Origin of the sequence: Streptococcus himalayensis, assembly GCF_001708305.1 — a bacterium.
Lineage (GTDB): Bacteria > Bacillota > Bacilli > Lactobacillales > Streptococcaceae > Streptococcus > Streptococcus himalayensis.
In genome coordinates, this window is sequence record NZ_CP016953.1 from 975,521 (window position 1) to 994,121 (window position 18,601).

An 18,601-nucleotide genomic window follows, 5' to 3' on the forward strand; every position below is an offset into this window, starting at 1 on the left:
GATTTCACGCTATTGCAAGAAACACGACTGTTATTTATGAACGATAACGAAAAAAATAGATAAAAAATCAGTCTATATCCTTGAAAAATGAATTTAATTAGGTTATAATCTATTTATCGTTCGTAAATAAAGGAGATTTTTTGAAAAATGGACAACTATTTTGGTCTAAAAGAAAATGGAACGACAGTTTCAACAGAAATCATGGCAGGGATGACGACCTTCTTTGCCATGTCCTATATCTTGTTTGTCAATCCAAGTGTACTTAGTGTAGCAGGAATGCCTTCTCAAGCAGTATTCTTGGCAACCATTATTGCCAGTGCGGTATCTACCTTAATTATGGGCTTATTTGCTAATGTTCCATATGCGCTAGCACCAGGAATGGGCTTGAATGCCTTTTTTACTTATACCGTTGTTATCGGTCTTGGCTTTACGTGGCAGGAGGCTCTTGCCATGGTGTTCCTCTGTGGCTTGTTTAACATCTTTATCACGGTTACGAAGGTACGTAAGAGTATTATTAAGGCGATTCCAGTCAGCCTACAACATGCGATTGGAGGAGGTATTGGGGTTTTCGTTGCCTATCTTGGTTTCAAAAATGCTAACCTGATCACATTTTTAACATCAGGTTCTGATATTATCACAGTCAATGGTGTGGCTCCTGCTGATGCAACAGCAGATACCTTCTCAAATGGTGTCTTTTCTGTCTTGGCAGGTGGTGGAGTTGTTCCTGCGATTTCAACCTTTACAGATCCAAGTGTTCTCTTAACCGTTTTTGGCTTGATTTTAACAGCTATCCTAGTCATTAAAAATGTTCGCGGGGGCATTCTCATTGGGATTATTGCAACCACTCTTGCGGGAATTCCAATCGGTGTAGTGGATATTTCTTCTGTTAACTTTGCAGAAAATCATATCGGTAGTGCCTTTGCAGAATTGGGAACCACCTTTCTTGCAGCTTTTGGGGGCATGGCTTCTCTCTTTAGCAATACAGAACGCTTGCCATTGGTCCTTATGACAATTTTCGCATTCAGTTTGTCTGATACCTTTGATACGCTTGGAACCTTTATCGGAACTGGTCGTAAGACAGGTATTTTCTCAGCAGAAGATGAAGCCGCTCTTGAAAATGGAAAAGGCTTCAACTCAAAAATGGATAAGGCTCTCTTTGCCGATGCCATTGGTACATCAATCGGTGCGATTTTCGGAACATCGAATACAACAACCTATGTGGAGTCTGCGGCAGGTATTTCAGCAGGTGGCCGGACTGGTTTGACGGCAGTGACAACAGCTGTCATGTTCTTACTTTCTATTTTAATCTTGCCATTTGTAGGGATTGTCCCAGCAGCGGCAACAGCTCCAGCCTTGATTATCGTTGGGGTGATGATGGTGTCTTCTTTCCTTGATGTGGATTGGAGCAACTTTGAAGATGCCCTACCTGCTTTCTTTGCAGCCTTCTTCATGGCACTTTGCTTCTCTATTTCATACGGCATTGCAGCAGCCTTTATCTTCTATTGCTTGGTCAAAGTATCAACTGGCAAGACAAAAGAAATTCATCCAATTCTTTGGGGAGCAACAGCTCTGTTCATTTTGAACTTCATTATCTTAGCCATTTTGTAAATAATCATTCCAGTGCAGACAAGTTGGGTTCAGCGAACCCAGTAAAAAAATCAGAGTGATGGAAAATGTACTGAATAATCTAATAAAAAATTAGGATAAACATCTAAAAACCGAATGATGGATACTTAGTCTCTTTTGAGAAAGTACCACCATTCGGTTTTTATCGTATTATTTTTCAGGCTCTTTGTCAACTGTAGTGGGTAGATGAAAAGCTAACACCTAGAGAGGACCAAATTGGTCTTCTCTCGTTTTATGTTTAAAGCAATGAAAATCCGCTTTTTAAAGTTTTCAAAGTTTCGAAAGCCAAAGGCATTGCGTTTGATGACTTTGATGAGATTATTCGTCGCCTCAAGTTTGGCATTTGAGTAAGGCAATTCCATGGCGTTGAGAATCTTATCCTTGTCCTTCAAAAAGGTATTAAATACGGTCTGGAAAATCGGGTCGACAGTCTGCCGAGTGTCTTGGATAAGTCCAAAAAACTGGTCAGCTTGCTTCTCCTGGAAGTGAAAAAGCAGTAGTTGATAGAGCTCGTAGTGTTCTCTCAGTTCTTGAGAATAGCCGAGCAGTTTAGCGACAATCTCCTTATTGGTCAAATGCATCCGAAAGGTCGGGCGGTAAAACCGCTTGTCACTGAGTTTTCGACTGTCCTGTTGTATCAATTTCCAGTAGCGTTTGAGCGTCTTGTATTCATGCGATTTGCGGTCAAAAGCATTCATGATTTGGGTACGGACACGGTTCATAGCACGGCTGAGATGTTGCACAACGTGGAAACGATCAAGCACGATTTTAGCATGAGGAAAAAGTTGTTTGGCTAGTTGATAGTAAGGGCTAAACATGTCCATAGTGATGAATTTAACGCGGTTTCTGACCTGTCTAGGGTATCTCAGAAAGTGATTTCGGATGGTTGCTTGCGTTCTTCCATCAAGGATAGCGATGACATTTAGGGAGTTGAAATCTTGAGCGATAAAGCTCATTTTCCCTTTCTTGAAGGCATACTCATCCCAAGACATGACTTCTGGAAGCTTAGACCACTCCGTTTCAAACTTAAACTCGTTGAGTTTTCGAATAACTGTAGATGTAGAAATGGAAAGTCTGTGTGCGATATGTGTCATTGCTTGCTTTTCGATGAGTAATTGTGCGATTTTCTGGTTGACAGCGACAGAGATTTGATGGTTTTTCTTAACAATAGGAGTTTCAGCGACCGCTATTTTCCCACATTCCTTGCATTTGAAACGACGCTTTCGAAGGCGGATAAGTAGCGGGTAGCCAGCAGTTTCTAAGTAGGGGATTTTAGAGGCTTTCTGGAAGTCGTACTTAGCCATTTGTCCCTTGCAGGAAGGGCATTTAGGGGCTGTGTAATCCAAGTGACCGTGGAGTTCTAAGTGTGTTCCCATGTCGCATTCATTAGTGATCGTGATATTTTTGTCTTTCATTTTGAGAAAATTTGTGATAAGATTTAGTTGTTCCATATGAGTCTTTCTAAATGATATTTTTGTCGCTTTTCATTATAGGTCATATGGGACTTTTTTTCTACACTGAAAAAGGCTCCATAATCTCCACAGTGGATTTACCCACTACAGATATTATAGAGCCATTTTTCATCAAAATACTTTTTCAGTGAGCTCGGTTCAGCTTGTCTGTTTTTTTCGGTGGAAGACTGACAAATATCGCCTTCTGTGGTATAATAATCATCATGTATAGTCAGAATGAAGAAGAATTGATGGAGCTTGGAAATCGGATTGGCCAGCTCTTGCAAGCAGGTGATGTGCTCGTCTTAACAGGCGACTTAGGAGCAGGGAAAACGACCTTTACAAAGGGAATTGCCCAAGGACTTGAGATAAGTCAAATGATTAAAAGTCCCACCTATACCATTGTCCGTGAATATGAGGGACGCCTTCCTCTTTATCATTTGGATGTTTATCGGATTGGAGATGATCCAGATTCGATTGATTTGGATGACTTTCTTTTTGGAGAAGGCGTGACGGTGATTGAGTGGGGAGAGTTGTTGGGAGATAGTTTACCTGATGAATACTTGCAGATTCAGTTGCTGAAAGAAGGAGAAGGGCGTCGTATTTTGGCACAAATCAAGGGGAAACGCCCTCGAAAATTATATGAGGACTGGATAAATGGCGACAGTTGACTTGTTGATTCGAGAGGCTGAAGCACTAGATGCGGCACTTCTTGTTGACTTTTTAAACCAAGTGGGAATGGAGTCTGATTTTATGACGCTGGATGCGACTGGGATTTTGATGACACCAGAGCAGATGGAAGAGTTTATCCTTCATAAAAGCTCGTCTGACAATCAGCTTTATCTCCTAGCTTTCGTTGATGAGCAGCTTGCAGGAGTGTTGAGTATTACCGCTGATTTTCACGACCGCATTCGTCATATTGGGCAGATTTTTATCGTGGTCAGAAAGTCCTATTGGGGACAGGGACTAGGACGGATTTTGCTAGAAGAAGGGATTGCCTGGGCAGAAGCGTCTGGGGTTATCCGTCGGTTAGAATTAACCGTTCAAGCCCGCAATCATGGAGCGGTTCACTTGTATAAAAGTGTTGGTTTTGAAATTGAAGGCACTCAAGCGCGTGGTGCTTGCTCATCTGAAGGTGAATTTTTGGATGTGCATGTGATGGGAAAATTGATAGACTGAGGAACTATGGTTAAAAAAATTCTTGGAATGCTAGTTAGTGTAGTCTTTGTAACGATTGCAGGGATTGGAGCGTATGGCTATACCATTTACAATCAATCAACGGATACACTGTCAAAAACCTATAAAAGCTTTGGAGATGAAACAGATGTTATCGCAGCAACAGAACCCTTGACCTTGCTCTTGATGGGGGTAGATACGGGGACAGGTTCGCGCGTGGATCAATGGGAGGGAAATAGTGACTCGATGCTCCTTGTGACAGTCAATCCCAAGACCAATAAAACGGTGATGATGAGCTTGGAGCGGGATATTCTGACCAAAATTGGTGGAGATGGGGAAGCCATGGAGGCTAAGTTGAATGCGGCCTATGCTAGTGGTGGGGCTAAATTAGCCATTTCAACCATTCAAGATTTGATGAATATCCATGTGGATCGCTACATCATGATTAATATGCAGGGTTTGGTTCAGCTAGTTGATGCTGTCGGAGGGATTGATGTGACCAATACCTTTGATTTTCCGATTTCGATTGAAGAGCAGGAGCCAGAATACACAGCCACGGTAAATCCAGGAAAGCAACACATCAATGGTGACCAGGCCTTGGTCTATGCTCGGATGCGTTATCAAGACCCAGAAGGAGATTACGGTCGGCAAAGACGTCAGCGAGAGGTGATTCAAAAAGTTGTCCGCAAGGTTTTGAGTTTGAACAGTGTGAGTCACTATCAAGCTATTTTAAAGGCTGTCAGTGATAACATGCAGACCAACGTTCAATTATCTTCTCGAGCTATTCCCCAATTGCTAGGTTATCAAGATGCGTTCAAGCACATTGAAACCCATCAATTGAAGGGAGAAGATGCCACTCTTCCAGACGGGGGCTCTTATCAAGTGGTGACTGGAGAGCATCTTTTAGAAATGCAAAATATACTGCGAGAATCGTTGGGACTAAAAGCTTTGACCTCTCTACAAACAAATGCAGTTCTGTATGAAAGCTTATATGGAGAAGCTGCCAATAGTAGCTCAAGCACGCGAGAGAGCAGTGAAGGAACTGTGAGCCTTCCTAGCGATTTAGAGCCTAGCCATATAGAAACTGGTGTGTCTGCTACGCTAAATTCTCCAGCTAATCCGCCAGCGAGCAACACTAACCAAGAAGTTCCAGTGTCTGCCGCTCCTCAATCTCAACCGGCTCCGTAAGAAGAGATTGGGTAAAAAGATACAGATCGTTCACATCCAAAAACGCATGCAAACAGGGTTTTGAAGAACTTGTTTGCATGCGTTTTTCTTATTTGAAGAATGTTTATTTGACCTCTGTTACAGGTTTTCATCAGTTGGTTTGTTTTTCTGCCAAATGGCTGTTATTTCCTGAGTTCTTGCCTTTAATTCCTGATCAAATTTTTGGAATTGATATTTCAAATCAGAAGAAAGGTCTAACAGATGGTCTTTTTCAGCTTGGATAATAGCGAGATTATCTTGGATGCGCTGGCTGCTTTCTTTTACGTTTTTGACTTGGCTTTTGGTTTCCGTAACATGGGTGCGGAGTTGATCTTTATTTTTAAATGCAGCATAACTAGCGGCAGCTGCTCCGAAAAATAAAAAGATGTGACTAGCTTTCATAGGTTCTCCTTAGGCTTGACGAATCTGGCTGGCAAGTTCATTTAGAGCAGTGAAGTCTGGTTCGTGGGTAGTGAAATCAATTTTCAAGCCATCCTCGTTTCCGTAGCGGGGTGCAAGATGGACATGGGTATGAAAAACGGTCTGTCCAGCGACTTCTTCACTATTTGCAATGATATTCATGCCAATGGCACCGGTTGCTTTCATGATTTTACGAGCAAGATCTGGAACTCGGGCAAATAATCGGCTACTGTCTTCACCTGTCATATCAAGAAGATTGCGGGCATGCTGTTTAGGGACAATCAAGGTATGGCCCGCTGTGACTTGCGAAATATCAAGGAAAGCGAGGACCTCACTGTCTTCGTAGACTTTGCAAGATGGGATTTCTCCAGCAATAATCTTACAAAAGATACAATCTGTCATAAAAATCACCTCTATTTTTCTAGAATTTTGGTATAATGTTCTTATATTATACCAGAATTTGGAGAAAATATGTTAGAAATAAACAATCTTACGGGAGGCTATATCCATATCCCGGTGCTGAAAAATGTCAGTTTTCAGGTTGAAAATGGTCAGTTGGTAGGATTGATTGGCCTAAATGGTGCTGGGAAATCCACAACCATCAATGAAATTATCGGTCTTTTGCAGCCCTACCAAGGCGAGATTGCCATTGATGGCTTGACCTTGCAGAGCGATGCTACGGCTTACCGAAGAAAAATTGGGTTCATTCCCGAAACTCCTAGTCTGTATGAGGAATTGACGCTGCGTGAGCACATTGAAACCGTGGCAATGGCCTATGATATTGACCAAGTAGTAGCTTTTAAACGGGTAGGGAAGCTACTCGATCTCTTTCGCTTGACAGACAAGCTTGATTGGTTTCCGGTGCATTTTTCAAAAGGGATGAAGCAGAAGGTGATGATTATTTGTGCCTTTGTGGTTGATCCAAGTCTCTTTATCGTCGATGAGCCTTTTTTTGGGACTGGATCCTTTAGCGATTTCGGACTTGATTCATCTGTTAGAGGAGGAAAAAAAGAAAGGCAAGTCCATTTTAATGAGCACGCATGTCTTGGATTCAGCTGAGAAGATGTGCGATTCTTTTGTGATTTTGCATAAGGGTGAGGTTCGGGCAAAGGGAAATTTAGCAGAATTGCAAGAAACGTTTGCGATGCCCCATGCTAGTCTCAATGACATCTACCTAGCTCTGACAAAAGAGGAGGACAGATGATAGAAGTGTTGCAAAAGCGTCGCAGGGATTTTTGGGAACAGTGTCTCAAATACCTACGATATGTACTCAATGATCATTTTGTTTTGTTTTTGCTGGTATTTCTTGGTTTTTTAGCCTTGCAATATCGGGCTTTGTTGCAGGAAGTCGAGAAGCATGTAGGCTTGGTTTTACTGGGCGTGGGACTTTTTTCAATCCTTCTTTTGCCGATGGGCTCCATAGCGACCTATATCGAGAGGGCAGATAAGCACTTTCTTCTAGCCAAAGAAGAGGAGCTAAAGAGCTGGGTTAAAGCGACCAGCCGTCGTTCGTATCTAGTGTGGGCAACCTTTCAAAGTATTGGTTCACTCTTGCTTTTTCCCATCTTTTTAGCCTTGAAATGGCCTGTACTAGGATTTATCGGTTATCTTTTCTTGATCTTGCTTGGGAAATACTTGCTTTTTCAAAAGAAGGAAGCTCGATTGCTGACGGAGACGGGACTTGCTTGGGAACTTGCTATTGCCCATGAAGAGGCACGAAAACAGAGAATTCTTCGCTTTTTTGCCCTCTTTACGAACGTCAAGGGGCTATCGACCAGCGTTAAACGTCGCAAGTACTTGGACCTCTTTTTGACTTGGCTACCTAAAAAGAAAAGTCATACTTGGGAAAATCTCTATCTGCGTTCTTATTTGCGGAATGGAGAATTGTTTGGCTTGACAATTCGCCTGCTCTTGTTATCTGTGGTGGTTTTGGGGAGTGTCTCCCAGGGATTTATTGCAGCGATTATGGCCTTGCTGTTCCAGTATTTACTGTTGTTTCAACTAACAGCTCTGTACCAAGCCTATGATTATCAGTATTTGACACGGCTATTTCCTTTGGAGCAAACAGATAAGGTAAGAGGAGCAAGGAATTTAATTCAGACGATTGGTGCTGCAAGTCTTTTCATCGAGCTAATCGTTGGCATGATTTTTTTGGAGCAAAAAGAAAGTCTCTTACTCTTATTAGGCGGGACACTTGTCTTGCAGCTTTTTCACCTACCTTATCGCCTAAAGCGATTGGTTGACGAATAGGCCTAAAATTAGTAAAATAGATAGGAAACATTGTAACGGAGGGAAAGATGGACTTGATTGATAATGAGCTATCCCTAACGCCGATTGCTGGGAAAAGTGGAAAAGCCTTTATGGGAAATTATCCAGACGGGAAGCGCATTTTCGTCAAGATGAATACCACCCCCATCCTAGCAGGTCTGGCAAGAGAACAAATCGCTCCGCAGCTATTGTGGAGCCGTCGCTTATCAGATGGCAATATGATGAGTGGTCAAGAATGGCTGTCTGGGAAAATCCTGACACCAAATGATATGAATAAAAAGCAAATCGTAACGATTTTGACCCGCCTTCACCGCTCCCGTCCCTTGATGACGCAGTTGAGTCGCTTGGGCTATCGGGTGGAATCTCCAGCTGAGCTGGTTGAAGCTTGGTTAAATCGTGTGCCAGTTGCCTTAAAGCGCAATGAATACCTCTATTCGATTATCAAGGAATTGCGGGTAACGCTGCCTAGTTTTCGGGAGGATTATGCGACAATTGTCCATGGAGATGTCCGTCATAGCAATTGGATTGAAACAGATAGTGGAATGATGTATCTGGTAGACTGGGATTCTGTACGCTTGACCGATCGGATGTTTGATGTTGCCCATATCTTGAGCCATTATATTCCAGATACACGCTGGAAGGAATGGTTGACTTTTTATGGCTACAAGTACAATCCAACGGTCTTAAAGAAATTATATTGGTTTGCCCAGTACAATTATCTATGCCAGATTGCGAATTATTTTGCCAATAATGATTTAGAAAATGTGAATCGGGAGATTTATGCCTTGCGCAACTTCCGTGCCAAATATGGAAAGGTATTATGAGAGTCAGAAATCGAAAAGGGGCGACCGAATTACTAGAAAACAACCCCCAGTATGTAGTCTTAAATCCGGCGGATGCCAAGGGAAAATGGCAGGATATTTTTGGAAATGATCACCCCATCCACGTCGAAGTAGGAAGCGGAAAAGGGGCCTTTATCACAGGTATGGCTCGGCAAAATCCTGAGATTAACTACATCGGAATTGACATTCAGAAATCGGTATTAAGCTATGCCTTGGATAAGGTCTTGGCAACGGACGCTCCAAATATTAAACTGCTCTGGGTGGACGGCTCTGACCTGACCAATTATTTTGAAAAAGCTGAGATTGACCGTCTATATCTGAACTTTTCGGACCCATGGCCTAAAAAACGCCATGAGAAACGCCGCTTGACCTATAAGAGTTTTCTAGATACCTATAAGGAAATCCTTCCAGAAAAAGGGGAAATTCATTTTAAGACAGACAACCGTGGGCTCTTTGAGTATAGTCTAGTCAGTTTTTCCCAGTACGGCATGAGGTTAAAGGGTGTTTGGCTAGATTTACATGCGAGCGACATGGAAGGCAATGTCATGACCGAGTATGAAAAGAAATTCTCCAACAAAGGCCAAGTCATCTACCGCGTAGAAGCAGAATTTTAAACAACAAAGAATTTGATACAAGAATATCTAAATGTTTAAGAAAAGTTTTGAGTGCTGGTAGTAAAAAACACCTATTCCTTGCATGTTGTGAAAAAAAGTGCTATACTGTTTTCAGTGAATAAAGAAAGTGGGGCGAAGAAGAATCTTCGCCTCTTATATCTGTAAGGAGGTGTAGTCTTATCGCAACGATTGTAGAATTAGTGAGAGAAGTCATTGAGCCTACGATTCAAACTCCCTTTGAATTAGTGGATATTGAATACGGTAAGCTTGGTGGAGATATGGTCTTGAGTATTTTTGTGGATAAGCCAGGAGGAATTAGTCTGAATGATACGGCAGATCTGACAGAAGTTATCAGCCCATTGCTAGACACGATTCAGCCTGATCCATTCCCAGAGCAATACTTTTTGGAAGTGACGAGTCCTGGGCTGGAGAGACCCTTAAAAACCAAGGAACAGATGCTCGGAGCTATTGGAAAGTATATTCATGTTGGTCTGTATCAAGCGATTGATAAGCAAAAAGTTTTTGAAGGAACCTTGCTAGCTTTTGAGGATGACGTCCTTCAGGTAGAGTACATGGATAAAACTCGGAAAAAAGAAGTTGCCATTCCTTATAATCTTGTTTCAAAGGCAAGATTAGCCGTAAAAATTTAAGACAGAAAGGATTGCTTTTGGAGACAAAAGCGAGAAAATTATGAGCAAAGAAATGCTAGATGCTTTTCGCATCTTAGAAGAAGACAAGGGAATCAAAAAAGAAGATATCATTGACGCCGTCATTGAATCTCTTCGTTCTGCCTATCGACGTCGCTATGGTCAAGCAGACAGCGCGGCTATTGAATTCAACGAAAAGACAGGCGATTTTCGGGTCTTTACCGTTCGAGAAGTTGTTGACGAAGTATTTGATAGTCGTTTAGAGATTAGTCTAAAAGATGCCCTTGCGATCAACACTGCCTATGAATTGGGGGATAAGATTAAATTCGAAGAAGCGCCAGCTGAATTTGGTCGTGTTGCTGCCCAGTCGGCAAAGCAAACCATTATGGAAAAGATGAGAAAGCAAACGCGGGCCATTACCTACAATACTTATAAGGAACACGAAAGTGAAATTATGAGTGGAACGGTTGAACGTTTCGATAACAAATTTATCTATGTCAATCTTGGAAGCATTGAAGCCCAGCTATCTAAGCAGGATCAAATTCCTGGAGAAATCTTCCAATCCCATGACCGTATCGAAGTTTATGTCTATAAAGTAGAGGATAATCCGCGTGGGGTTAGCGTCTTTGTCAGCCGTAGTCATCCAGAGATGATCAAGCGTCTGATGGAGCAGGAAATTCCTGAAGTTTATGACGGTACCGTGGAGATCATGAGCGTGGCTCGTGAAGCAGGGGATCGGACAAAGGTAGCGGTTCGCAGCCACAACCCTAATGTTGATGCCATCGGGACTATTGTTGGTCGTGGTGGAGCGAATATTAAGAAAATTACAAGTAAATTCCATCCGACACGGTATGATGCCAAGCTAGACCGCATGGTTCCAGTTGAGGAAAATATCGATGTCATTGAATGGATGCCAGATGAAGCAGAATTCATCTACAACGCAATTGCGCCAGCTGAGGTTGATCAGGTTATCTTTGATGAACAAGATAGCAAACGAGCTCTTGTGGTGGTTCCAGACAATAAATTGTCTCTTGCGATTGGTCGTCGTGGTCAAAACGTTCGCCTAGCAGCCCACTTGACAGGCTTCCGTATCGACATCAAGTCAGCGAGTGAGTTTGAAGCAATGGAACAAGCAGCCGAAAATCAAGAAGTAGAAGAGTTGGCAGAAAGCGACAGCGCAGAATAAGCCAAAAGAGGGAACAAATGGTTAAAACAAGAAAAATCCCTTTACGAAAATCAGTTGTCTCAAACGAAGTCATTGATAAGCGCGATTTACTGCGGATTGTGAAAAATAAAGAAGGTCAAATCTTTATTGACCCCACAGGGAAGGCAAATGGCAGAGGAGCTTACATCAAGCTAGATAATGAAGAAGCCCTTTTAGCCAAGAAGAAAAAGGTGTTTAACCGTAGTTTTAGCATGGAAATCGATGAGAGTTTCTATGATGAATTGATTGCCTATGTGGATCATAAGGTGAAAAGAAGAGAGTTAGGTCTTGAATAAACAACGAGTAGCCAATCTCTTGGGTCTAGCCCAGCGAGCAGGTCGTATCATTTCAGGGGAAGAATTGGTCGTAAAGGCCATTCAAGAAGGCAAGGCCAAACTTGTCTTTTTAGCCCAGGATGCTGCTCCAAATTTGACCAAGAAGATAACTGATAAAAGTCGAACCTACGAAGTAGAAGTATTTACCGTGTTTTCAACACTGGATTTAAGCTCTGCGATTGGAAAGCCTAGAAAGGTGTTGGCCGTCACAGATGCTGGATTTTCAAAGAAAATGAGGTCTCTTATGGAATAGAAGAGGAGGACAAGATTTGTCTAAAAAAAGATTGTACGAAATCGCGAAAGAACTGGGAAAAGAGAGCAAGGAAATTGTTGCTCGTGCAAAGGAATTGGGTTTTGCGGTTAAAAGTCATGCGAGCAGCGTAGAGCAAGAGGCGGCTGATAAGATTGCGGCCACTTTCAAGCAAGCAGCTCCTGTGAAAACGGAAAAACTGAAAGAGAAGGCTACAAAGCCTGTTGCTGAGAAAAAAGCAGAGCCGGCTGTACAAGTGAAGGCAGAAGAAAAAGTAGCTCCTGTTAAAGAGGAAGTCAAAAAAGTCAATCGCCCTCAAAGTCGGAATTTTAAGGCTGAACGAGAAGCGAGAGCTAAAGAGCAAGCTGAGCGTCGTAAGAAGCAGCAAGAAAATCGCAAGCAAGCACCAAAAGGAAACCAACGTCCTAAACAAGATAAGCCTTCACAGGGGCAGAAATTCCAAGGGCAAGAGGGTCGTGACCGCAAAGACAACCGTGGTCGTAAGGACAATCGGGATAACCGTGATAACCGCCGTGATTTTCAAAATGGAAAGCCAAAAGCTTACAATCAGGATGAACGTAAATCTGCACCGGCTCCAAAACCACGGATTGATTTTAAAGCCCGTGCGGCAGCCCTAAAAGCAGAACAATTGCAAGAGTATGCTCGAACCAGTGAAGAGCGCTTTAAGCAGGCACAGGAAGCAAAAGCAGCTCAGGAAGCTAGGAAAAAAGAGAAGTTGGAAGATATTTTTGTAGAATTACCAACAACTGAGGATCCTATTACTCCTGTTGCACCAGTAGTACCAAGCCCTGCCCCTGCAGAAAATCGTCGGAAAAAACAAGCTCGACCAGAAAAACGACGTGATGATTTTGATCACGAAGAAGAAGGTCCACGAAAACAACAGAAGAATCGAAACAGTCAGAATCAAGTGAGAAATCAAAAGAATAGTAACTGGAATACTAATAAGAAAAACAAAAAAGGTAAAAATAACCGCACGAGCAATCAAGCACCAAAACCAGTCACAGAACGCAAGTTCCATGAATTGCCAAGCGAGTTTGAATATACGGCAGGCATGACCGTGGCAGAGATTGCGAAACGGATCAAACGTGAACCAGCAGAAATTGTGAAGAAACTCTTTATGATGGGTGTCATGGCTACGCAAAACCAATCCTTGGACGGAGAGACTATTGAGCTCTTGATGGTGGATTATGGAATTGATGCCAAAGAAAAAGTCCAAGTGGATGTGGCCGATATTGAACGCTTCTTTGTGGATGAAGATTATATCAATCCAGAAGCGATGACAGAGCGTCCACCAGTTGTGACGATTATGGGGCACGTTGACCACGGAAAAACAACTCTCTTAGACACGCTTCGCAATTCACGTGTGGCAACAGGTGAAGCTGGAGGGATTACTCAGCACATCGGTGCCTACCAAATCGAAGAAAATGGCAAGAAAATCACTTTCCTAGATACCCCAGGACACGCAGCCTTTACAAGCATGCGTGCGCGTGGAGCGTCTGTAACAGATATTACGATCTTGGTCGTTGCTGCAGATGACGGTGTCATGCCACAGACGATTGAGGCGATTAACCACTCAAAAGCAGCTAACGTTCCTATTATCGTAGCGATTAACAAGATTGATAAGCCAGGGGCAAATCCTGAGCGTGTCATTGGTGAGCTGGCTGAGCATGGCGTTATGTCCACGGCTTGGGGTGGAGATTCCGAATTTGTCGAAATCTCAGCTAAATTTAACCAAAATATTGATGAACTTCTTGAAACCGTTCTGTTGGTAGCCGAAATCCAAGAATTAAAAGCAGACCCAACGGTTCGTGCCATCGGAACTGTTATCGAGGCACGTTTGGATAAAGGAAAAGGAGCCGTTGCGACCCTCCTTGTTCAACAAGGAAGCTTGAATGTTCAGGACCCAATCGTTGTCGGAAATACCTTTGGGCGCGTCCGTGCCATGACCAACGACCTTGGTCGCCGTGTGAAAGTTGCTGGACCATCAACCCCTGTTTCCATTACTGGTTTGAATGAAACACCGATGGCAGGAGATCATTTTGCCGTCTATGAAGATGAAAAAGCAGCGCGTGCCGCAGGGGAAGAGCGTGCAAAACGAGCCTTGATGAAACAACGTCAAGCGACTCATCGTGTCAGTCTTGAAAATCTCTTTGATACTCTGAAAGCTGGAGAAGTCAAATCTGTCAATGTCATTATCAAGGCGGATGTGCAAGGTTCAGTCGAAGCCCTAGCTGCCTCTCTTCAAAAGATTGAAGTGGAAGGGGTGAAGGTTACTATCGTTCACTCGGCAGTTGGTGCGATTAACGAGTCAGACGTGACGCTTGCAGAAGCTTCAAATGCCGTTATCATCGGATTTAACGTGCGTCCTACACCGCAAGCTCGTCAGCAAGCGGACACAGATGAAGTCGAAATTCGCCTTCACAGCATCATCTACAAAGTCATCGAAGAAGTAGAAGATGCCATGAAGGGGATGCTGGATCCTGAGTACCAAGAAAAAATTATCGGTGAAGCACTCGTTCGTGAGACTTTCAAAGTTTCAAAAGTGGGCACAATCGGTGGATTTATGGTCATCAACGGAAAGGTTACCCGCGACTCCAGCGTACGTGTCATTCGTGATGGTGTCGTTGTCTTTGATGGTAAACTTGCGAGCTTGAAACACTTCAAAGATGATGTCAAAGAAATTACCAATGGTCGTGAAGGTGGACTGATGGTTGAAAACTATAACGACCTCAAAGTGGACGATGTCATTGAAGCCTATATCATGGAAGAGATTAAAAAATAAGATACAAAGTCCGTAAAGTGCCAAGCAAAATTAGGAGTTCTATCGCCGGAGCGTCTGCTCCTAGGTTGAACTCTCTATTTTGCATAGCACTTAGGGCGTGTTCAGTTAGTTAAGATACAAAGCCCGTAAAACACCAAGTGAAAATAGCAAATCTGACGTAGAGCCTGTAGGCTCTAGGAAGATTTGTCTTTTTCTCACAGTGTTTAGGGCGTGTTCAGTTAACTAAGTAATGAGAGCGTTCGAAAAGTCCTAATGAAAATAGGAGATTTGTGAAGTGTTCGATGAACGCAAACAAATCTATCCCTAAAGGGAGCCAAAGCTGTAGTCTGCTAAAGCAGTCACAGTATTGTCTCTTTTTCATAGTGACTTTTAGCTCGAAAACAATTCTGCTTCACACAGCAATTAAGACATATCCAGTTAGGAAGTGTCCTACATTTGCTGAATAATATTCAAAAAGAAAGAAGCCAGCTTTGCTGGCTGATTTTCTATTGAAAACTGGATAACGATAGAAAAAATAGAAGGAGGAAGCGATGGCAAATCATTTTCGTACAGACCGTGTTGGCATGGAAATCAAGCGTGAAGTCAATGAGATTTTGCAAAAGAAGGTCCGTGATCCAAGAGTGCAAGGCGTGACAATTACCGATGTTCAAATGTTGGGCGATTTGTCTATGGCGAAGGTTTACTATACCATTATGAGTGACCTAGCTTCAGACAATCAAAAAGCTCAGACAGGACTTGAAAAAGCGACAGGCACCATCAAACGTGAGCTCGGTCGCAATCTCAAAATGTACAAAATCCCAGATTTAACCTTTGAAAAAGACCAATCGATTGAATATGGGAATAAAATCGATCAGATGTTGCGAAATTTGGAAAAATAATTCAGAAAACAGCAGGAAAACCCCTGTTGTTTTTGTATCTTGCTTCTAGCTTTTGAAATCCTTTGGAAATTTTAGTATAATAGAGAAACTAGAAGAATGAGGTATGGATATGAAGATGAAGCAAATTAGCGATACGACGGTGAAGATCACCATTCGCTTAGAAGATTTGGAAGAACGCGGCATGGAAATGGCAGACTTTTTAGTTCCGCAGGAAAAAACAGAAGAGTTTTTCTATACGATTTTAGATGAGCTCGAAATGCCAGAAAGTTTTTTAGAAAGTGGCATGCTTAGTTTTCGCGTGACTCCCAAGCCAGATCGATTGGATATTTTTGTGACAAAATCCGCCCTGGATAAAAATCTGGATTTTAATAACCTAACGGATTTGCCTGATATGGAGGAGATGGCTCAAATGACGCCAGATGAATTCATCAAGACCTTGGAAAAAACAATTTTAGAAAAAAGTAAGGAAGATGAAGAGGCCGTTACAAGTCTTGAGCAGGCAGAAGTTGCAGATGAGGAGGCCGAGCAAGCGGTATTTGCTGAAGAAGAGGAATCACAGGAAAAATATATCTATTATATTTTGGAATTCCCAACTTTGCAAGAGACCATTCAATTCACAAAAACGATTGATTATCCAGTAGATACATCAGAACTTTATAAAATGGAAAATCGCTATTACTTGACTGTTTTAGTGGATGTGGAAGGTCAATCTCAGCTGTATCCAGCTTGGTTGTTGGCTAAAATGCGAGAGCATGGGGAAGATACAGTGACCACACGGGCTGTTTTGCAAGAGCATGGTCATCTTTTGTTGGTGACGGATGCAGTCCCTCAATTGCAGAAGGTTAGCTACACATGATTCCATTTGCATTACAGTATATTTTGCTCTTGATTGCAACTTTTTTTATCGGAGTGTTCTTGACTCCCTTGGTGAGACTTTTCTCCTTTAAAATTGGTGCGATTGACTATCCAAATGCAAGACGAATCAATAAAAAACCGATGCCGAGTGCTGGTGGCTTGGCCATTGTCATCGCTTTTACGATAGCGAGTATGGTACTGCTTCCAATGATTGTCCCTATCACGTCTAATCATTTGGAATATCGGGAATACATCCTTCCCTTGGTGATTGGAGGATGGGTGATTGCCTTGACTGGTTTGATGGATGATGTAAAAGAATTAAAGCCGTTGCCAAAACTGCTAGGAATTATCCTTGCCGCCAGTCTTGTCTGGTATTTTACGGGCTTTCGATTGGATGCTTTTAAACTCCCCTTTGGCGGACCCTTGTTATTTTTTAAGCCTTGGCTATCTTACCTGTTAACCGTTCTTTGGATTGCAAGCATTACCAATGCGGTTAATCTAATTGACGGTCTGGATGGCTTGGTGAGTGGGGTTTCCATTATTTCTTTGATTACCATGGGGATTGTTTCCTATTTTTTCCTTCCAGTACCCAATCTTTTTCTGACGCTGACTATTTTCGTCTTGGTTTTAGCGATTGCGGGATTTTTCCCCTATAACTATCATCCGGCGATTATCTATCTGGGAGACACTGGAGCGCTCTTCATTGGTTTTATGATTGCGGTTTTGTCGCTCCAAGGCTTGAAAAATGCAACGGCGGTCGCTGTGGTAACGCCGATTATTATTCTAGGCGTTCCTCTTTCAGATACATTTTTAGCCATTATTCGAAGGACACTGGCAGGTCAGAAGATTTATAAACCTGATAAACATCATTTGCACCACCGCCTCTTGTCCTTAGGCTTGACGCATAGGGGAACGGTATTAGTGATTTATGGAATTTCCATGATTTTTGCCATGATTTCGTTATTGCTCAATATTTCTAGTCGCATCGGAGGCGTTCTCTTAGTGATGGGACTGGTCTTTGGGACAGAATTATTAGCGGAATTAATCGGAGTTTTGGGTCCTAATCGAACACCCTTACTGACGATTTTACGCTTTTTAGGAAATTCGTCCTACCGAGAAGAAGTGCGTGCTAAGCGACGTAAAAAAGGTAAATAATAATCTTTCTAAATAACAAACAAAAAGAAAGCCATTTTTGGCTTTTTTTGATATACTAAAGAGGTAATAACTTTCAGAAAGGAACTGATATGTCAGTATTAGAAATCAAAGATTTGCATGTAGCGATCGAGGGAAAAGAAATTTTAAAAGGGGTTAACTTGACCTTGAAAACAGGGGAAGTTGCAGCCATTATGGGACCAAATGGAACAGGGAAATCCACCCTTTCAGCAGCCATCATGGGAAATCCAAACTACGAAGTCACTCAAGGAGAGGTCCTACTTGATGGCGTGAATGTATTGGAATTAGAAGTTGATGAGCGTGCTCGTATGGGGCTCTTTCTTGCTATGCAATACCCAAGTGAAATCCCAGGCATTACCAATGCAGAATTTCTACGTGCAGCCATGAATGCTGGAAAAGAAGAGGATGAGAAAATTTCTGTCCGTGATTTCATTACCAAACTCGATGAGAAAATGGAATTGCTCAACATGAAAGAAGAAATGGCAGAGCGCTACCTCAATGAAGGCTTCTCTGGTGGTGAGAAAAAACGCAATGAAATTCTACAACTCTTGATGTTGGAGCCAACCTTTGCTCTTCTTGATGAAATCGACTCAGGTCTTGACATCGATGCCCTTAAAGTGGTTTCAAAAGGGGTCAATGCCATGCGTGGAGAAGGCTTTGGTGCCATGATTATTACCCACTACCAACGTTTGTTAAACTACATTACACCAGATGTGGTTCACATTATGATGGAAGGACGCGTGGTTCTATCAGGCGGTCCAGAACTTGCGATCCGTCTTGAAAAAGAAGGCTATGCAAAAATTGCAGAAGAACTAGGCTTGACTTACGAAGAGGAAGTTTAAGGCGAAACTTG

At 42.5% G+C, this 18,601-nt stretch carries 18 protein-coding genes and 3 pseudogenes; 18 read left to right on the forward strand and 3 right to left on the reverse strand.

The genetic code is table 11. The features are described 5' to 3' along the window. The first annotated feature begins 147 nt into the window (after nucleotides 1-147). Nucleotides 148-1,608 (forward strand): NCS2 family permease, encoded by a 1,461-nt coding sequence (locus tag BFM96_RS04650; RefSeq protein WP_068990946.1) that lies wholly within the window; start codon nucleotides 148-150, stop codon nucleotides 1,606-1,608. 212 nt (nucleotides 1,609-1,820) lie between these two features. Here BFM96_RS04650 and BFM96_RS04655 read toward each other — a convergent pair whose 3' ends face one another. After that, the gene (locus BFM96_RS04655) at nucleotides 1,821-3,077 is read right to left on the reverse strand and encodes an ISL3 family transposase (protein ID WP_068990592.1); all 1,257 of its coding nucleotides are present in this window, start codon (nucleotides 3,075-3,077) and stop codon (nucleotides 1,821-1,823) included. A 224-nt stretch (nucleotides 3,078-3,301) separates the two neighbouring features. On the opposite strand from BFM96_RS04655, the gene tsaE reads away from it, so the two are divergent. Genes tsaE through lytR form a run of 3 tightly spaced genes read left to right on the forward strand, consistent with a single transcriptional unit; the run spans nucleotide 3,302 to nucleotide 5,441 of the window. Continuing rightward, nucleotides 3,302-3,748, forward strand: a complete 447-nt coding sequence (gene tsaE / locus BFM96_RS04660) for a tRNA (adenosine(37)-N6)-threonylcarbamoyltransferase complex ATPase subunit type 1 TsaE (RefSeq protein ID WP_068990951.1) — start codon at nucleotides 3,302-3,304, stop codon at nucleotides 3,746-3,748. Next, nucleotides 3,735-4,256, forward strand: coding sequence for a GNAT family N-acetyltransferase (locus BFM96_RS04665; RefSeq protein WP_068990954.1), 522 nt, complete (start codon nucleotides 3,735-3,737; stop codon nucleotides 4,254-4,256). Before tsaE ends, BFM96_RS04665 begins: the two co-directional genes overlap by 14 nt. Nucleotides 4,257-4,262: 6 nt before the next feature. Next, the gene (lytR, locus tag BFM96_RS04670) at nucleotides 4,263-5,441 is read left to right on the forward strand and encodes a glycopolymer--peptidoglycan transferase LytR (RefSeq protein WP_068990957.1); all 1,179 of its coding nucleotides are present in this window, start codon (nucleotides 4,263-4,265) and stop codon (nucleotides 5,439-5,441) included. 117 nt (nucleotides 5,442-5,558) lie between these two features. Here lytR and BFM96_RS04675 read toward each other — a convergent pair whose 3' ends face one another. Both BFM96_RS04675 and BFM96_RS04680 read right to left on the reverse strand, forming a co-directional pair. Then, complete coding sequence (locus tag BFM96_RS04675) at nucleotides 5,559-5,861, reverse strand: hypothetical protein (protein WP_068990958.1); 303 nt, start codon at nucleotides 5,859-5,861, stop codon at nucleotides 5,559-5,561. A gap of 9 nt (nucleotides 5,862-5,870) precedes the next feature. Continuing rightward, on the reverse strand, nucleotides 5,871-6,281 hold the full coding sequence (locus BFM96_RS04680) for an HIT family protein (RefSeq protein ID WP_068990961.1): 411 nt from the start codon (nucleotides 6,279-6,281) through the stop codon (nucleotides 5,871-5,873). Between the two features lie 69 nt (nucleotides 6,282-6,350). On the opposite strand from BFM96_RS04680, the pseudogene BFM96_RS04685 reads away from it, so the two are divergent. From BFM96_RS04685 to sufC, 14 genes and pseudogenes are all read left to right on the forward strand, one after another. Next, nucleotides 6,351-7,083, forward strand: a pseudogene (locus BFM96_RS04685) (ABC transporter ATP-binding protein). Further along, the gene (locus BFM96_RS04690; RefSeq protein ID WP_068990963.1) at nucleotides 7,080-8,129 is read left to right on the forward strand and encodes an ABC transporter permease; all 1,050 of its coding nucleotides are present in this window, start codon (nucleotides 7,080-7,082) and stop codon (nucleotides 8,127-8,129) included. Before BFM96_RS04685 ends, BFM96_RS04690 begins: the two are co-directional and overlap by 4 nt. A gap of 47 nt (nucleotides 8,130-8,176) precedes the next feature. Next, nucleotides 8,177-8,971 (forward strand): cell cycle regulator CcrZ, encoded by a 795-nt coding sequence (ccrZ, locus tag BFM96_RS04695; protein WP_068990970.1) that lies wholly within the window; start codon nucleotides 8,177-8,179, stop codon nucleotides 8,969-8,971. Beyond that, a complete protein-coding gene (gene trmB, locus BFM96_RS04700; protein WP_068990971.1) occupies nucleotides 8,968-9,603 on the forward strand; it encodes a tRNA (guanosine(46)-N7)-methyltransferase TrmB in 636 nt (211 codons plus the stop codon). Before ccrZ ends, trmB begins: the two co-directional genes overlap by 4 nt. Before the next feature lie 155 nt (nucleotides 9,604-9,758). Further along, the gene (gene rimP, locus BFM96_RS04705) at nucleotides 9,759-10,253 is read left to right on the forward strand and encodes a ribosome maturation factor RimP (protein WP_068990973.1); all 495 of its coding nucleotides are present in this window, start codon (nucleotides 9,759-9,761) and stop codon (nucleotides 10,251-10,253) included. Nucleotides 10,254-10,293: 40 nt separating this feature from the next. Next, the gene (gene nusA / locus BFM96_RS04710; protein WP_068990975.1) at nucleotides 10,294-11,436 is read left to right on the forward strand and encodes a transcription termination factor NusA; all 1,143 of its coding nucleotides are present in this window, start codon (nucleotides 10,294-10,296) and stop codon (nucleotides 11,434-11,436) included. Between the two features lie 17 nt (nucleotides 11,437-11,453). Next, nucleotides 11,454-11,750 carry an RNase P modulator RnpM gene (rnpM, locus tag BFM96_RS04715; RefSeq protein ID WP_068990976.1) on the forward strand — a complete coding sequence of 99 codons (297 nt, stop codon included), beginning with the start codon at nucleotides 11,454-11,456 and terminating at the stop codon, nucleotides 11,748-11,750. Further along, nucleotides 11,743-12,042: a YlxQ-related RNA-binding protein gene (locus tag BFM96_RS04720; RefSeq protein WP_068990979.1), complete on the forward strand. Its 300-nt coding sequence runs from the start codon at nucleotides 11,743-11,745 to the stop codon at nucleotides 12,040-12,042. Before rnpM ends, BFM96_RS04720 begins: the two co-directional genes overlap by 8 nt. 16 nt (nucleotides 12,043-12,058) lie before the next feature. Beyond that, a pseudogene (locus BFM96_RS11530) lies at nucleotides 12,059-12,749 on the forward strand (translation initiation factor IF-2 N-terminal domain-containing protein); the annotation flags it as partial. 107 nt (nucleotides 12,750-12,856) lie between these two features. Beyond that, nucleotides 12,857-14,842, forward strand: a pseudogene (gene infB / locus BFM96_RS04725) (translation initiation factor IF-2); the annotation flags it as partial. Between the two features lie 530 nt (nucleotides 14,843-15,372). Beyond that, nucleotides 15,373-15,720 carry a 30S ribosome-binding factor RbfA gene (gene rbfA, locus BFM96_RS04730; RefSeq protein ID WP_068990984.1) on the forward strand — a complete coding sequence of 116 codons (348 nt, stop codon included), beginning with the start codon at nucleotides 15,373-15,375 and terminating at the stop codon, nucleotides 15,718-15,720. A gap of 109 nt (nucleotides 15,721-15,829) precedes the next feature. Continuing rightward, complete coding sequence (gene mecA, locus BFM96_RS04735; protein WP_068994181.1) at nucleotides 15,830-16,576, forward strand: adaptor protein MecA; 747 nt, start codon at nucleotides 15,830-15,832, stop codon at nucleotides 16,574-16,576. Then, a complete protein-coding gene (locus BFM96_RS04740; protein ID WP_068990986.1) occupies nucleotides 16,573-17,730 on the forward strand; it encodes a glycosyltransferase family 4 protein in 1,158 nt (385 codons plus the stop codon). Before mecA ends, BFM96_RS04740 begins: the two co-directional genes overlap by 4 nt. 89 nt (nucleotides 17,731-17,819) lie before the next feature. Next, entirely contained in the window at nucleotides 17,820-18,590 is a 771-nt protein-coding gene (sufC, locus tag BFM96_RS04745; RefSeq protein WP_067086477.1) for a Fe-S cluster assembly ATPase SufC, read from the forward strand. Nucleotides 18,591-18,601: the final 11 nt, after the last annotated feature.

What these genes read in the sequence shown, in the direction of transcription:
- BFM96_RS04650 (WP_068990946.1), top strand. Translation starts at nt 148, where the DNA reads ATGGACAACTATTTTGGTCTAAAAGAAAATGGAACGACAGTTTCAACA.
- BFM96_RS04655 (WP_068990592.1), bottom strand. Translation starts at nt 3,077, where the DNA reads ATGGAACAACTAAATCTTATCACAAATTTTCTCAAAATGAAAGACAAA.
- tsaE (WP_068990951.1), top strand. Translation starts at nt 3,302, where the DNA reads ATGTATAGTCAGAATGAAGAAGAATTGATGGAGCTTGGAAATCGGATT.
- BFM96_RS04665 (WP_068990954.1), top strand. Translation starts at nt 3,735, where the DNA reads ATGGCGACAGTTGACTTGTTGATTCGAGAGGCTGAAGCACTAGATGCG.
- lytR (WP_068990957.1), top strand. Translation starts at nt 4,263, where the DNA reads ATGGTTAAAAAAATTCTTGGAATGCTAGTTAGTGTAGTCTTTGTAACG.
- BFM96_RS04675 (WP_068990958.1), bottom strand. Translation starts at nt 5,861, where the DNA reads ATGAAAGCTAGTCACATCTTTTTATTTTTCGGAGCAGCTGCCGCTAGT.
- BFM96_RS04680 (WP_068990961.1), bottom strand. Translation starts at nt 6,281, where the DNA reads ATGACAGATTGTATCTTTTGTAAGATTATTGCTGGAGAAATCCCATCT.
- BFM96_RS04690 (WP_068990963.1), top strand. Translation starts at nt 7,080, where the DNA reads ATGATAGAAGTGTTGCAAAAGCGTCGCAGGGATTTTTGGGAACAGTGT.
- ccrZ (WP_068990970.1), top strand. Translation starts at nt 8,177, where the DNA reads ATGGACTTGATTGATAATGAGCTATCCCTAACGCCGATTGCTGGGAAA.
- trmB (WP_068990971.1), top strand. Translation starts at nt 8,968, where the DNA reads ATGAGAGTCAGAAATCGAAAAGGGGCGACCGAATTACTAGAAAACAAC.
- nusA (WP_068990975.1), top strand. Translation starts at nt 10,294, where the DNA reads ATGAGCAAAGAAATGCTAGATGCTTTTCGCATCTTAGAAGAAGACAAG.
- rnpM (WP_068990976.1), top strand. Translation starts at nt 11,454, where the DNA reads ATGGTTAAAACAAGAAAAATCCCTTTACGAAAATCAGTTGTCTCAAAC.
- rbfA (WP_068990984.1), top strand. Translation starts at nt 15,373, where the DNA reads ATGGCAAATCATTTTCGTACAGACCGTGTTGGCATGGAAATCAAGCGT.
- mecA (WP_068994181.1), top strand. Translation starts at nt 15,830, where the DNA reads ATGAAGATGAAGCAAATTAGCGATACGACGGTGAAGATCACCATTCGC.
- BFM96_RS04740 (WP_068990986.1), top strand. Translation starts at nt 16,573, where the DNA reads ATGATTCCATTTGCATTACAGTATATTTTGCTCTTGATTGCAACTTTT.
- sufC (WP_067086477.1), top strand. Translation starts at nt 17,820, where the DNA reads ATGTCAGTATTAGAAATCAAAGATTTGCATGTAGCGATCGAGGGAAAA.